We start from the raw sequence: 13,834 nt of genomic DNA on the forward strand, positions 1-13,834 counted from the left end.
GGAGGCTAGGAGGACAGCTTCCCGCCCGCCAGTCTCCACTCCCGGTGCAGGGCGCCCAGCGGGATGCTCCGCCGGACGACCGGGGTGCCGAAGACGGACAGCTGCAGGCGCAGGGTGCCGGACAGGTCCACGCCGCCGTAGACGCTCCAGGTGCCGTCCGCCTTCGGCGTGCTGCCGTCGGAGGCGGCGGTGATGGTGCCGGCGGCCTCGCCGCGCAGATACGGGGCCAGGTCGGCGGTGACGCCGACGCTGCCGTAGAGGCCGACCGTGGCCTCGGCGCCGAGTGCGGTGCGCACGCTGCCGGCGGTGCTGACGGAGGCCCGCACCGGGGTGCTCGTCATGTCGGAGGAGCTGACCGGGGTCCACCCCTTGGCCGGACCGAAGGTGCCGCCCGCCTTGAAATCGCCCTTCAGGCTCTGCTCGACGTCGACGGTGACCCGGCCGTCGGCGCTGATCTGGAAGTAGCAGGTCAGATCGAGGTTGACCACGACAGGGACGGGGCCGACCTGGAGGACGGGGTCGGCGTGCAGTTTGGCGAACGGGATCCGCAGCGGGGTGCCCGTGGCCGCCGGGGCCCGTCCCTTGACCGCCCAGCGGGAGGTCCAGTCGCCGGACACACCGAGGTACGCCGAGCCGGGCGGGGCGTCGCTCCCGGTGCCGCCGTAGGCGAAGTCGACCCGCGGGGCGACCTGGACGAAGCCGTGCACGGAGGCGGTGGCCGACGCGGGGGAGTCCGCGGCGGTGGGCACTTCGGCGCCGACGTCGAGGCGGAGGCTGCCGAGCGGTACGGTCGCGCCCTTGGGGCCGGCGTGCACGTCACCGGTCTTCGACCAGGACACCCGCACATCGGGCAGCAGCTTGTCGACGGCGAAGGACGAGGGATCGACCGGTACGTCGCCCTGCGCGGTGTCGTCGCCCAGCAGGGCGTTGAGTGTGGCCGGTTCCGTCTGGACCTCCGTGCCGCCGTCCTTCTCGCCGATCACCTCGGTGACCTTGGCGAGCAGTCCGTGCGGCGCGCCGGGCGCGGGCGCGCTGGCGATCACATCGCCCACGGCGGTCCGGTGCGGTACGGCGGAGGAGCCCGTGGAAGGAGCGGGCGAGTGCGGTGAACTCCCCTTTCCCTTCGGCTTGTCGGCGATGACCGCGCGCCGGGTCTGGCCGTCGTAGGAGTCGACGGTGAGCGTCGAGGTGTGTGCTCGTGGCGCGGAGCCGCCCGGGCTCGCCGTGGCGGTCGCGGCGGCGGTGGGAGCGGGGGCGACGGTGAGCGGGTGTTCCGCGCCCTCGGTGGGCCGGTCGGCGGCCCGGATCTGTCGGCCCTGGCCCGCGGCCGGCTGCCGGGCGGCCTCCGGCGCGGGCGAGGAGCAGGCCGCGGCGAGGAACAGGGTCGTCACGGCGAGGGCGGGCAGCAGGGCACGTCTGTGCCTCATGCGTGTGCGCAAGGTGGGTCCTGTGTGGAGTGGGGGGTGGCAGGGAGGTACCGCGACCGGATCTACTCGCGGGTAGAACTGATCGGTAACCTCGTTGACGAGCCATGAGCATGCCACCAGTCGCGCACGGGTCACATGGAAACCGGCCACCACCCAACGTGACCTGCACCACGGGGAGTCGGGGCCGAAATGGCCTCAGCGGGCGGGCTGGGGGGAACTCGGCTTCCGGGCCTGGCAAGGGCGGCGCTGCGCGGCAGGGTGGGGCTGTATGGCGAGGAGCCCCCGGCGTGATTGCCGTGTGAGAGGTTGGGGGCCATGACGAAGCACATCGCGCTGCTGCGTGGGATCAATGTCGGTGGCCACGCGAAGATCGCCATGAAGGATCTGCGCGGACTGTTCGCCGACATGGGATTCGCTGCCGTCCAGACCTATCTGCAGAGCGGGAACGTGGTGTTCAGCGCTCCGGACCCGCAGACCCCCGCGGAACTCGCCGTGCGCATCGAGAAGCGGGTCGCCGAGGACCTCGGGGTGTCCCTCACGGTCCTGCTGCGCTCCGCCGACTCGCTGGCCCGCACCCTTGCCGCAAACCCGTACCTCGGCCGGGAGGACGACCCGGTCAAGCTGTACGTCACCTTCCTCGCCAAGGAGCCGACCGCCGAGCAGGCCGCCCGTCTGGAGGTGCCGGCCGGCGAGACCGCGGTGTTCACGCTGGCCGGCGACGAGATCCACCTGCACGTCCCCGACGGGTACGGCAGGACCAAGCTCAACAACGCCTTCATCGAGCGCCGCCTCGGCATCCCGGCCACCACCCGCAACTGGAGGACGGTGGGCGCCCTGCACGCGCTGGCCACCGCCGACTGACGTACGGCCCGGAGGCTCGCCCGGGACCCGCACCCGTCGCGATTCGCCCCGGCGGCCGGGGGCCGCGCCGGGCGGCTGGGCCGCCGGGCCGGCGGGCTGCTGAACGTCGCGGGCGTCGCCCGTTCGTGGCCTTGCCGGGAACGGCCTCCGCCGACGTCGGGATCCCGGCGCCGGCGGAGGGTGTCGTGGCGGAGGCCGGCCCGTCGTGGGGCGGCGGCCCGTCGCGGGACGGCGGCGGCTCCGGTCAGCCGGTGTAGGAGGCGAAGACGCGCGTGTAGTCCCAGTCGGACTGGCTCACGCCGGAGCAGCTGTCGGCGGGCCCGCCCGTGCAGGGACGGTCCCGGTTGGCGGACCAGAAGGTCAGCCGCGCCAGGTGGTGCTGCTGGGCGTAGGCGAGGATGGTGCGGAAGTCGGCCACCGTGACGGTCTCGTTCTGGTCGGTGATGCCGTTCATGGACGAGATGCCCATGTCCCGGTACGCCTGGTCGTCGCTGTAGTGATAGGCGTTCTTCAGCGCGGTCTTCAGACCCTCGGCCGCCTTCACCGTCAGATCGCCCATGTTCTGGCCGGCGCCGCCGAAGTCGAACGGCATGATGGCCCAGGCGTCGACGCTCAGTCCGGAGGCGGCGGCCCGGTTGATGAGCCCGGTGTCGGGGCCGCTCTGCCCGGTGCCGATGGTGATGTACACCTTCAGACCGGGGTTGTTGGCCTTGACGGTCTTCAGCGCGTCGACCGTGCGCTGCTGGACGGTCCCGTTGCTGTAGGCGTCGGCCTCCAGGTCGATGTCGATCGCCTTCAGGCCGTAGGCGTTGACGACCTTCTGGTAGGCGGCGGCGAGTTCCCCGGCGCTGGAGCAGGAGCTCTCCAGCTTGTTGCCGCTGTAACCGCCGAAGGACGGGATGACGTCACCGCCGTTCGCCCGCACGGTGTTGACCGTCTGCTGGTCCACGCCGCCGGTCAGCGGACGGCTGCCGTCCCACTGCGGGTTGCAGTAGCCGTTGCTCAGCACGAAGGCGAGCGTGAACCACTTCACGCCGGTGGCCTGGGTGATGGTGCTCGGGTTGGGCGGGCTGCCCCAGCCGTTGTACAGGTACGGCGCCACCGCCATGGGCGCGGCGGGTGTGCCGCCGCCGGCGGTGGGCGCGTTCCACTTCTGGTTGGCGCCGCCGCCGCAGCTCCAGATCTGTATCCGGGTGCCGTTGGCGGAGTTGTTGTCGGTGACGTCCAGGCACTTGTTCGCCTGCGGGTTGACGATGTCGTGGGCGGCGGTGACGGTCCACTTCTGGTTCGCGCCGCCGGTGCAGCTCCACAGCTGCACCTTGGCGCCGTCGGCGGTTGAGTTCCCGGACACGTCGAGGCACTTGCCGAGGGCCCGGAGGGTGCCGTCGCTGCCGACGGTCCACTGCTGGGCGCTCGTGCCGTTGCAGTCGTAGAGCTGAACGGGCGTGCCGTCGGCGGAGGCTGCCCCGGCGACGTCGAGACACTTGCCGGCCAGACCGGTGACGGCGCCGGTCGCCGCCTGGGCGGGGGACGCCGCGAACAGGCCGGCGGACAAGGTGAGAGCGGTGACCGCGAGCGCGGTGGACGCGGAAAGGGACTTGGTTCGGGGCATGTTGGGGGACACCCTTTCGTGGGGGTGGGGTCGCCCGGTGAAACTAGAGGTCCAGACCACTTACGTCAAGGTGTGAAGTAAGAAGTGAGGGAAGGGGGGAGAGGGGCACACCGCGCCATACCGGGCCAGGCGGACGCTGGCTGGAAGTCGCCACCGACGGAACGGCGGGTTCTAAGCTCGGACGCGTTCGACGATCTCGATCGGTCTTGGTGAAGGAGCCTGAACAGCAGTGGAGGACAAGCGCGTTGTCGTCGTGACCGGCGGAGGCTCGGGCATCGGGCAGGCCACGGCCCGGATGCTGGCCGAGGAGGGGCACCATGTGGTCGTCTCCGGCCGACGGGCCGAGCCCCTGGAGCGCCTCGCGCGGGAGACGGGGGCGCTGGCACACCCGTCCGACGTCAAGGACCCCGACGCGGCCGAGGGCCTCGTCCGGGCGGCCCTGGACGCCTACGGACGGCTCGACGGAGTGGTGCTGAACGCGGGCATCGGGCGCGGCGGAGCCGTCGGCGACATGTCGCTGCGGGACTGGGACGAGGTGATGCGCACCAATGTCACCGGTCCGCTTCTCCTGCTGCGCGCCGCGATCCCGCACCTGCTGGAGTCCAAGGGGGCGGTGGTCGCCGTCGCCTCGGTGTCCGCACTGCGCAACGGCACGAGCAACGCCCCGTACGCCACGTCCAAGGCGGCCCTCCTCCAGCTGTGCCGTTCCGTCGCCGTCGACTACGGGCGTCAGGGCGTGCGGGCCAACATCGTCTGCCCCGGCTGGGTGCGCACCGAGATGGCCGACCGGCGCATGACCCGTTTCGCCGAGGAGGCCGGGCTGCCGGGCGGCGGGATGGAGGCCGCCTACGAGGAGGCGACCAGGCTGCTGCCCCAAGGACGTGCGGGTGAGCCGCGCGAGGTCGCCGAGGCGATCGGCTGGCTGCTGTCCCCGGCGGCGTCGTACGTCAACGGAGCGGTGCTCACCGTGGACGGCGGGACGACGGCCCTCGACCCCGGGACGCTCGCCTTCGACTACCGCATCGCGTCACGCGGCGCGGAGGCCACCGACGTCCCCGGGTGAGTGCGGCCCGCACCGGCACGCGGTGCGGGCGGCCCGGGGCCCTTCAGGGCTGCTGTGCCGGAGAGGTCCGGTCCCGGCAGGGAAGCGCGTCGGTCATGGCGCCCCACATCCGGGCGATTCCCAGCAGCGTCTCGGGACTGCCGTGCACCACCCCGGGCAGGGGGTGCGGGTCGGACGGTGGCACGCCGCCGAGCACCGCCCGGCGCGCCTGGCCGACGACACCGGCGAGCGCGGCGGACGCGAGACGGTCCTCCCGTATCCCCGCCTGCCGCGCATGCCGGTGCGCCTTCTCGTAGGCGTCCGGCTGGACGTACGGCTGGAGCGTGAGCAGCGCGTCGTACGTCTCGATGGTCTGCCGGTGCGCCTGGAGGGCCGGCGGGCAGCGCGGCCACAGCACCTCCTGGAGCCGGGTCCGCCGGGGGTCGGCGAGGGCCACATGGGGCACCGCCGTCACCAGGTCCCGCCACAGCGGCCACAGCCGCCAGGTGGTCCGCAGCGCGGTGGCCGCCCGGGCCAGGGCGGTCGCGGTGGGGACCAGCAGGGAGGCCGCCCGCAGGAAGCCGTGCACCCCCATGATCACGGACAGGTAGGGGAGCAGGCCCGGGGTGAGGCCGTAGAGGTCGAAGAGGTAACCGCCCCAGAAGACGAGGGCGAGGACGCTGCCCGCCGCGAACAGCCGCAGCGACCAGACGAGATCACGCTCCGTCGTGCGCAGGCTGTACCGCCAGCAGACCACGAGGGCGACGGCGTCCCCGAGGATGTGGGCGACGACGAGGATCAACCAGTAGGCGGCCGCGGCGGAAGCGGGCTGCTGAGCGGCCACCGCCGGCTCGGGCGAGGGACCGGCGCGCAGCAGATCCAGAACGAGCAATGACACCAGGGACGCCGTCAGGCCCACCGCCACGGAGCGGCGCAGGCGCGGGTCGCGCCGTGCGTCGATCACGAAGAGAAGGACCAGTCCCGCGCTGAGGACACCGATCAGGTTGCGGGCGAGGGACACCGTGTGGACGTGGACGCCGGCGGACGTGAGCCCGGTGACGATCCTGGGCTGGAAGAGGGTGATGGCGGTGGTCGCCGCCAGCACGGTCACCCACAGCCCGCGCAGCCGGGGCTCACGCAGTGCGGGCCGCGCCCGCCAGACGAGGGCGAACCACAGGGCGAAGACGCTGGCGAGTCCGACCCGGGCGGCCAGCTCACTCACCGGCATCGGCCGTCACTCCCAGGTACGCGCCGAGGCGGCCCAGGGGGCCGGCCACCCGGCCGGTCTTCCCGGCGCTCTGTATCAGGCTGGCGATCATCTCGGCTTCTTGTTCCTCGGTGGTCGTGTAACTGGTCCTGGCCCTCAGCCGCCTGACGAGATGCGGCTGCGGATCGTCCAGGAGCCGACCGGCCAACCGGTCATCGCCGTCCGCGAGGGTCCGATGGTGGTCGCACAGCACATGACCGATCTCGTGGAGGATGATGTGTTCGCGGTGCAGCGCCGCGGTCCGGGCCTCGTAGAAGACGTAGTCGGCATCGTCGGTGCCCAGCCAGAGCCCGCACGCCCCGATGTCCGCCGCCTCCTCGGGCAGTTCTCGCAGCACGAGCGGGCGCCCTCTCAGCTCCTCCACCCGCGCGCGGAGCGCGTCCAGGGAAAGCGACCGTTGCACCCCTAGATCACGCAGGATCGCGGTACATCGGCGCCGCAGCGCGGCGTACTCGCTCGTTCTCCTCACCCCTCGTGTCACCACCGCTCGCTGTTCTCACCGGCCGGAACGGCTGGGGCGTCTTTCCGTCTCCGTCGCGTCGGACAGGGCGTTCACGACGGCGCGCTCCGTCTGGCGTCCCACTCGCTCGCAGACCTCCTCGTCGGTGAAGCAGCCCGGTGTGACCCCGAATTGCTCTGCCGGTACGCGGAGATGGCCGAGTAGGACGTGGCCCCACCTAAGCAGGTCGTCCGCCCTCTTGCACACGTCTGCCGGCCCTTTCGGACGCCGTTTGGCGAAAACCTTCTCCTGCCCGGCGCGGTCGGCGAGACGGCGGGCACACCGCGAGCGGATCACCTTCCCTGTGACGGCAGTCACAGGGCATGGCGGGCGGCCCGTCATCGCCCCTGCCCGTCGCGGCGGCCGGCCGGCCGGCGGGACAAGCGCCGCACCACGCGTCTCCGCTGACCGCCTACCCTTGAACGCATGACCAGCAGCAGCGACCGGAGCCCGGCAGTGGACGTTCCCACCCCCAAGAGTTACGAGATCCGCACCTACGGGTGCCAGATGAACGTCCACGATTCCGAGCGATTGGCCGGGCTGCTCGAAGAGGCCGGATATGTGCGGGCCCCCGAGGGGTCGGACGGGGACGCGGACGTCGTCGTCTTCAACACCTGCGCGGTCCGGGAGAACGCCGACAACCGGCTGTACGGCAACCTCGGCCGGCTCGCGCCGAGGAAGGTGTCCCGCCCCGGTATGCAGATCGCGGTCGGCGGCTGTCTGGCGCAGAAGGACCGGGACACCATCGTGAAGAAGGCGCCCTGGGTGGACGTCGTCTTCGGCACGCACAACATCGGCAAGCTGCCCGTCCTGCTGGAGCGCGCCCGCGTCCAGGAGGAGGCGCAGGTCGAGATCGCCGAGTCCCTGGAGGCGTTCCCCTCCACGCTGCCCACCCGCCGCGAGAGCGCCTACGCGGCCTGGGTGTCGATCTCCGTCGGCTGCAACAACACCTGCACCTTCTGTATCGTCCCGGCTCTGCGCGGCAAGGAGAAGGACCGCCGCCCCGGCGACATCCTCGCCGAGATCGAGGCCCTGGTCGGCGAGGGCGTCTCGGAGATCACGCTGCTCGGCCAGAACGTCAACGCCTACGGCTCCGACATCGGCGACCGCGAGGCGTTCAGCAAGCTGCTGCGGGCCTGCGGGAACATCGAGGGCCTGGAGCGCGTCCGGTTCACCTCCCCGCACCCGCGTGACTTCACGGACGACGTGATCGAGGCCATGGCCGAGACGCCGAACGCGATGCCGCAGCTGCACATGCCGCTCCAGTCCGGCTCGGACACCGTGCTGAAGGCGATGCGCCGCTCCTACCGCCAGGAGCGGTACCTGGGAATCATCGAAAAGGTGCGGGCGGCCATCCCGCACGCCGCGATCACCACCGACATCATCGTGGGCTTCCCCGGCGAGACCGAGGAGGACTTCGAGCAGACGCTGCACGTCGTCCGCGAGGCCCGGTTCGCCCAGGCGTTCACCTTCCAGTACTCCAAGCGCCCCGGCACCCCCGCCGCGACCATGGAGAACCAGATCCCCAAGGAGGTCGTCCAGGCGCGCTACGAGCGGCTCGTCGCCCTCCAGGAGGAGATCTCCTGGGAGGAGAACAAGAAGCAGGTCGGCCGCACGCTGGAGCTGATGGTCGCCGAGGGTGAGGGCCGCAAGGACGGCGCCACCCACCGTCTCTCCGGCCGCGCCCCCGACAACCGCCTCGTCCACTTCACCAAGCCGGACGAGGAGGTCCGCCCGGGCGACGTCGTCACCGTCGAGATCACCTACGCCGCCCCGCACCACCTCCTCGCCGAGGGACCCGTCCTCGGTGTGCGCCGCACGCGCGCGGGGGACGCCTGGGAGAAGCGCAACGCCACGGAGGCCGCCAAGCCCGCGGGCGTCATGCTCGGCCTGCCGAAGATCGGGGTGCCGGAGCCGCTGCCGGTCGCCACGGGGAGCGGCTGCGGCTGCGACTGAGGTCCCCGGCCGGCCGCGTTCCGGCGGGCCCCGCTGTCCGGCGGGCCCCGATGTCGGGCGGGGCCCGGGGGACCGCACGGGACGTGGGGGCGACACGGGCCCGGGACGACACGGGGCCGGGGCATCATGGCCCCGGGCGACACGGGCCCGGGCGACACGGGCCCCGGCGGCAACACGGGTCCCGGCGGCAACACGGGCATCGGGTGTAACACGGGCATCGGGTGCAACAGGGGCCCCGGGGGCCGCGGTGATCGGCTTGGCGGTGGCCGGCCGACGGACCTGCTGAGCGAGGCGTGACACGCCGCCTGCTCGCCGCGTTACGCTGCCGATCATGCTTGTCGCCGCCGCAGTCTGCCCCTGCCCGCCGCTGCTCGTGCCCGAGGTCGCCGCGGGCGCCGCACCCGAACTGGACGCCGCGCGCGCGGCCTGCTCGGACGCGCTCGGCGTGCTCGCCGCCGCCCGCCCCGACCTGCTGGTGGTCGTCGGCACGGCCGGGCAGGACGCGCTCGGCCCGTACCCGCAGGGGGCGCCGGGCACCTTCCGCGGCTTCGGGGTCGACCTGGACGTCCGCCTGGGGGCCACCACCCACCCCGTCCCGGAGCGTGAGCTGCCGACCTCGCTGGCCGTCGGCGCCTGGCTGCTGGAGCGGACCGGCTGGGCCGACGCCCCCATCGAGGGACTCGGCATCGCGGAAACCCTGGAGCCGGAGCGGTGCGCCGAGACCGGGCGGGAACTCGCCGGCCGGGCCGGACGGGTGGCGCTGCTGGTGATGGGAGACGCCAGCGCCTGCCGCACGCTGAAGGCACCGGGGTACCTGGACGAGCGGGCGGCACCCTTCGACGCCGAGGTGGCGAGGGCGCTCGGTGCGGCGGACGTGGCGGCCCTGCGGGCGCTGGACCCCGGGCCGGCCCGTGAACTGAAGGCCGCCGGCCGCGCTCCCTGGCAGATCCTGGCCGGTGCGGCCGAGCACGCGAACCTCACCGGCAGCCTCCTGTACGAGAACGCGCCGTACGGCGTGGGCTACCTGGTCGCGACCTGGTCCTGACCGCTGAGCCGTACCGCCCACCGCCGGCCGGCCGGTCCTTCGCCCGCGCACCGGCGCGGCTCCCTCCGCCGGGAAACCACGACCACGCCTCCGCTCGCGAAGCCGCTCTCCACCGCACGCGCCCGCGCGGAACCGGCGAAAACGTTGGACACCGTGGAAACGTTGGAAACGTCGGACACGGCGGAGAGGGTGATATCGGCGGGGAGGGTGATATCGGCGGGGAGGGTGAGAACGGCGGACGGCCGGGAGCCGTATCGCTCCGCGGCCGTCCACCGCTGTGCCGCCGGGGGACTTCCCGGACACCGCCGCCGGGCGCGACCCTCCTCAGGGTCAACCCGTGGCAGGCGCCGCGGGACCCTCGGGGCCGCCCCAGGCAACCCGCTGACAGCGCCGGCTCATGACGTCGGAGGCGGTCCCTCCGGGCGGGTGGGGGTCATCGGGTCGCCCGGGCGCGTAGGGGTCATCGGGTCGGGGGGCGCCGCCCCCGGACCATCCTTGTGCGCGAGGCGGTCCATCGCCTCCTTGGCCTTGCCCGTACCCGCCTGGATCTTGTCGCTGTACTTGTGCTTGGTCCGCTCGTCGACGGCCTTCGCGGCCTTGTCGATCCCGTGCTGGACCTTGTCCCCGTGCTGCCGCGCGAGGTCCGACACCTTGTCCTTGGCCGGTCCCAGCTTGGCCTTCATGTTGTCCATCAGACCCATGGTCCACCTTCCCTCACGGGGCAGTTACCTGCGGGCGCCCTCGCCGGCCTCGCTGTCGGCGGCCTCCCCGGCAGACTGCTGCCGGGGGATCCCGGTGCCCTCGGACGCGTCGTCCGCACCGGCGTCCGACCGTACGGCCACGTCCTCGCTTCCGTCCCCGTCCGCCTCCACAGCCTCCGCCCCGGCTCCCCTCGGTTCCGCCGACTCCGTCCGGTCCGTCTGCTCCGCCTCGGCGCCTCCCGGCTCCGTGCCGGCAGGCGCCGCCGCGTCCGACGCCTCCGGAGTCGCCTTCGACCTGCCGAGAAGCCGTGCAAACACGCCCATATCCACTCCATACGGTACTCGTGCGGGCGAATTCCCGCGTCGCCCGGTGCGTACGGTTGCGCCGCCCGGGCCACCGCCTCCCGCAACCGAGCAGGCGGTACCTCGCCACGGGCAACGACGCGGGACCCGCGCTGTCACGTAACCCGTTCGAGACCTCGCCTGGAGGTTTGCGAGACTGGTGCGGTGAGCAGTGCACCCCCCGCCCCCCGAGTCATCGCCGTCGTCGGACCCACCGCGGCCGGAAAGTCCGATCTCGGCGTCTTCCTGGCCCAGCAACTCGACGGCGAAGTCGTCAACGCCGACTCCATGCAGCTGTACCGAGGGATGGACATCGGTACCGCCAAGCTGACGCCCGAGGAGCGCGGCGGCATCCCGCACCACCTGCTGGACATCTGGGACGTGACGGTCCCCGCCTCGGTCGCCGAGTACCAGAAGCTGGCCCGCGCGCGGATCGACGCACTGCTCGCCGAGGGTCGCTGGCCGATCCTGGTCGGCGGCTCCGGCCTGTACGTCCGTGGGGCCGTCGACAACCTGGAGTTCCCCGGCACCGACCCGGAGGTCCGGGCCCGGCTGGAGGAGGAGCTGGCGCTGCGCGGCCCGGGCGCGCTGCACGCCCGGCTGGCCGCCGCCGATCCCGAGGCCGCCCGTGCGATCCTGCCGAGCAACGGCCGCCGTATCGTCCGGGCGCTGGAAGTGATCGAGATCACCGGCCAGCCTTTCACGGCCAATCTGCCCGGCCACGACTCCGTCTACGACACCGTCCAGATCGGTGTCGACGTGGCCCGCCCGGAGCTGGACGACCGCATCGCGCGCCGCGTCGACCGCATGTGGGAGGCGGGCCTCGTGGACGAGGTGCGCACGCTGGAGGCGCAGGGCCTGCGCGAGGGGCGCACGGCGTCGCGCGCGCTCGGCTACCAGCAGGTCCTCGCGGCGCTGGCCGGGGAATGCACCGAAGCGGAAGCGCGGGCCGAGACCGTCCGTGCCACCAAGCGCTTCGCGCGCCGCCAGGATTCATGGTTCAGGCGCGATCCCCGGGTGCACTGGTTGAGTGGGGCCGCCGCGGACCGCGGGGAACTTCCGCACCAGGCCCTGGCGTTGGTCGAACGACCGGTCACAGCCTGATCACGTCATGGCATCGGGATGCGCCGCCGGTCATCGCGGCCTTCGGCGCCGTGCCATCATCGAGCTTCGATCGACCAAGTGGAGCCTAGTTGGGAGGGCGCGTGGCGATGGAGGCCGGCCCTCGCGACACCGCACAAAGTGCCGAACACCTGACCACGGAGGGTGACGGTCCGGGCCTGAGCGAAGACCGCCCGGGCGAGGAACGTCCCGGGGTGAGGGATCTGCACGACGATCTGCGTGACGGCCCTCAGACGGACGATCCGCAGCTGAACGGTGCGCAGGCCAACGGTGTGCAGCTCAACGGTGTGCGGGTCAGTGCGCAGACGAACGGTCCGCACGGGAACGGCCTGCTGGGCGGCGGCCTGGCCGAAGACCGTCCCACCGGCCCGGGCACTCTGACCGAGGACGGTCCGACCGAGGACCCGCTGGCCGAGGACCCGCTGGCCGGGGATCGTCTGGCCGACGACGGGCCCGACGACACCGCGGGCGGCGTCACCGCCGACGGTCCGGCGCCGGAGGAGATGTACCCGGGCGGGCCGGAAGTCGAGGTGGAGCTGCGCCCGCAGCGCCGGCTGCGCATCTGGCAGCTCGCGCCCATCGTGGGCCTCGCCGCCGTCGGCTCCCTGATGTTCGCCTTCCCTCTCGCCTTCGACTTCGGCGACAGCGGCGCGGTGATCGCCATGCTCGGCCTGCTGATCTGCTCCTGCGCGGCCGGCTGGGGCATGATGGCCGCCCGCAGGGTGGGCTACACCTGGCCGGGCCTGCCGGCCCGGGGTTCGGGCCGCCGCCCCGACTGGCGCGTCGTCCTCGGATACGTCGTCCTGGTGGCCGTGGTGGTCATCCTTGCCGTCTGGCGCGTGGCAAGGCTGCGCTGAAGCGCCCCGACAGGGGCGCGCGAACCCGCGCGCCCAGCCCGTCGACCGGGTACCGGCCCAGCGCCCGCACCGGCCCCTCCTCCCTTCGGCCCCCAGGCGGAGCGCCCCGTACGATCGAGGAATGAGCACACCGATCGCCTTCCTCAAGGGGCACGGCACCGAGAACGACTTCGTGATCGTCCCGGACCCCGAGAACGCCCTCGACCTCTCTCCGGCCGCCGTAGCCGCCCTGTGCGACCGCCGGGCGGGCATCGGTGGCGACGGCGTGCTGCACGTCGTGCGGTCCGCGGCACACCCGGAGGCCCGGGCGATGGCCGGTGAGGCCGAGTGGTTCATGGACTACCGCAACGGTGACGGCTCCGTCGCCGAGATGTGCGGCAACGGTGTGCGTGTGTTCGCGCGCTACCTCCAGCACGCGGGTCATGTGGCCGAAGGTGACCTCGCCATCGCCACGCGCGCGGGCGTGAGGACCGTCCACCTCGCGAAGAACGGTGACGTCACCGTCGGCATGGGCCGCGCCCGCTTCCCCGAGGGGGACGTCACGGTGACCGCCGGCGAACGGAGCTGGCCCGCTCGCAACGTGAACATGGGCAATCCGCACGCGGTCGCCTTCGTGGCCGACCTGGCCCACGCCGGCGACCTGTACGCCGCGCCGCCGGTCAGCCCGTCGGCCGCCTACCCGGAGGGCGTGAACGTCGAGTTCGTCGTCGACCGCGGCCCCCGCCACGTCGCCATGCGTGTGCACGAGCGCGGTTCCGGCGAGACCCGCTCGTGCGGCACGGGCGCGTGTGCCGTCGCCGTGGCCGCCGCCCGCCGGGACGGCATCGACCCGGCCGTCACCGGCACCCCGGCGACGTACACCGTCGACGTGCCCGGCGGCCGCCTGGTCATCACCGAACGGCCCGACGGCGAGATCGAGATGACCGGACCCGCCGTCATCGTCGCCGAAGGCGCGATCGACGCCGACTGGCTGGCCCAGGCGCTCGGCTGACGCGGCTCGGCCGTCGACCTGGGCGGCCCGGCGCGGCTCGGCCGTCGACTTAAGCGGCTCGGCCCGGCCTGCCGGGTTCGCCCCGCCCGGCGGGTTCGCCCCGCCCGGCGGG

General features: G+C 72.8%; 13 protein-coding genes. 7 read left to right on the forward strand and 6 right to left on the reverse strand.

Annotated elements, in window-relative coordinates:
* Positions 1-5: 5 nt before the first annotated feature.
* Positions 6-1,427, reverse strand: a complete 1,422-nt coding sequence (locus tag ACIGYR_RS34805) for a hypothetical protein (RefSeq protein WP_399607650.1) — start codon at positions 1,425-1,427, stop codon at positions 6-8.
* Between the two features lie 315 nt (positions 1,428-1,742).
* Here ACIGYR_RS34805 and ACIGYR_RS34810 point away from each other — a divergent pair, with 315 nt between their 5' ends.
* Entirely contained in the window at positions 1,743-2,288 is a 546-nt protein-coding gene (locus ACIGYR_RS34810; RefSeq protein ID WP_399607653.1) for a DUF1697 domain-containing protein, read from the forward strand.
* 244 nt (positions 2,289-2,532) lie between these two features.
* Here ACIGYR_RS34810 and ACIGYR_RS34815 read toward each other — a convergent pair whose 3' ends face one another.
* The gene (locus tag ACIGYR_RS34815) at positions 2,533-3,900 is read right to left on the reverse strand and encodes a lectin (RefSeq protein WP_399607656.1); all 1,368 of its coding nucleotides are present in this window, start codon (positions 3,898-3,900) and stop codon (positions 2,533-2,535) included.
* A gap of 229 nt (positions 3,901-4,129) precedes the next feature.
* On the opposite strand from ACIGYR_RS34815, the gene ACIGYR_RS34820 reads away from it, so the two are divergent.
* Positions 4,130-4,963, forward strand: a complete 834-nt coding sequence (locus ACIGYR_RS34820; RefSeq protein ID WP_399607659.1) for an SDR family NAD(P)-dependent oxidoreductase — start codon at positions 4,130-4,132, stop codon at positions 4,961-4,963.
* 43 nt (positions 4,964-5,006) lie between these two features.
* On the opposite strand, the gene ACIGYR_RS34825 is transcribed toward ACIGYR_RS34820, so the two are convergent.
* Positions 5,007-6,170: an MAB_1171c family putative transporter gene (locus ACIGYR_RS34825; protein WP_399607662.1), complete on the reverse strand. Its 1,164-nt coding sequence runs from the start codon at positions 6,168-6,170 to the stop codon at positions 5,007-5,009.
* On the reverse strand, positions 6,157-6,678 hold the full coding sequence (locus ACIGYR_RS34830) for a regulator component (protein WP_399607665.1): 522 nt from the start codon (positions 6,676-6,678) through the stop codon (positions 6,157-6,159). Before ACIGYR_RS34830 ends, ACIGYR_RS34825 begins: the two co-directional genes overlap by 14 nt.
* Positions 6,679-7,134: 456 nt before the next feature.
* On the opposite strand from ACIGYR_RS34830, the gene miaB reads away from it, so the two are divergent.
* Together miaB and ACIGYR_RS34840 are read left to right on the forward strand one after the other, a co-directional pair.
* Positions 7,135-8,664 (forward strand): tRNA (N6-isopentenyl adenosine(37)-C2)-methylthiotransferase MiaB, encoded by a 1,530-nt coding sequence (gene miaB / locus ACIGYR_RS34835; RefSeq protein WP_399607668.1) that lies wholly within the window; start codon positions 7,135-7,137, stop codon positions 8,662-8,664.
* Positions 8,665-8,995: 331 nt separating this feature from the next.
* Complete coding sequence (locus tag ACIGYR_RS34840) at positions 8,996-9,709, forward strand: class III extradiol dioxygenase subunit B-like domain-containing protein (protein ID WP_399607671.1); 714 nt, start codon at positions 8,996-8,998, stop codon at positions 9,707-9,709.
* Between the two features lie 395 nt (positions 9,710-10,104).
* On the opposite strand, the gene ACIGYR_RS34845 is transcribed toward ACIGYR_RS34840, so the two are convergent.
* A complete protein-coding gene (locus tag ACIGYR_RS34845) occupies positions 10,105-10,410 on the reverse strand; it encodes an antitoxin (RefSeq protein WP_399607674.1) in 306 nt (101 codons plus the stop codon).
* A 24-nt stretch (positions 10,411-10,434) separates the two neighbouring features.
* Positions 10,435-10,734, reverse strand: a complete 300-nt coding sequence (locus ACIGYR_RS34850; RefSeq protein ID WP_399607676.1) for a hypothetical protein — start codon at positions 10,732-10,734, stop codon at positions 10,435-10,437.
* Between the two features lie 183 nt (positions 10,735-10,917).
* Here ACIGYR_RS34850 and miaA point away from each other — a divergent pair, with 183 nt between their 5' ends.
* The 3 genes from miaA to dapF all read left to right on the forward strand — a co-directional run bounded on the left by miaA (position 10,918) and on the right by dapF (position 13,722).
* Positions 10,918-11,856, forward strand: a complete 939-nt coding sequence (gene miaA, locus ACIGYR_RS34855) for a tRNA (adenosine(37)-N6)-dimethylallyltransferase MiaA (RefSeq protein WP_399607679.1) — start codon at positions 10,918-10,920, stop codon at positions 11,854-11,856.
* Between the two features lie 395 nt (positions 11,857-12,251).
* A complete protein-coding gene (locus ACIGYR_RS34860) occupies positions 12,252-12,731 on the forward strand; it encodes a hypothetical protein (RefSeq protein WP_399607895.1) in 480 nt (159 codons plus the stop codon).
* A 121-nt stretch (positions 12,732-12,852) separates the two neighbouring features.
* Complete coding sequence (gene dapF, locus ACIGYR_RS34865; RefSeq protein ID WP_391847449.1) at positions 12,853-13,722, forward strand: diaminopimelate epimerase; 870 nt, start codon at positions 12,853-12,855, stop codon at positions 13,720-13,722.
* The last annotated feature ends 112 nt before the right edge of the window (positions 13,723-13,834 follow it).

This window comes from Streptomyces sp. NPDC053076 (genome assembly GCF_044546845.1).
Classification (GTDB): domain Bacteria; phylum Actinomycetota; class Actinomycetes; order Streptomycetales; family Streptomycetaceae; genus Streptomyces.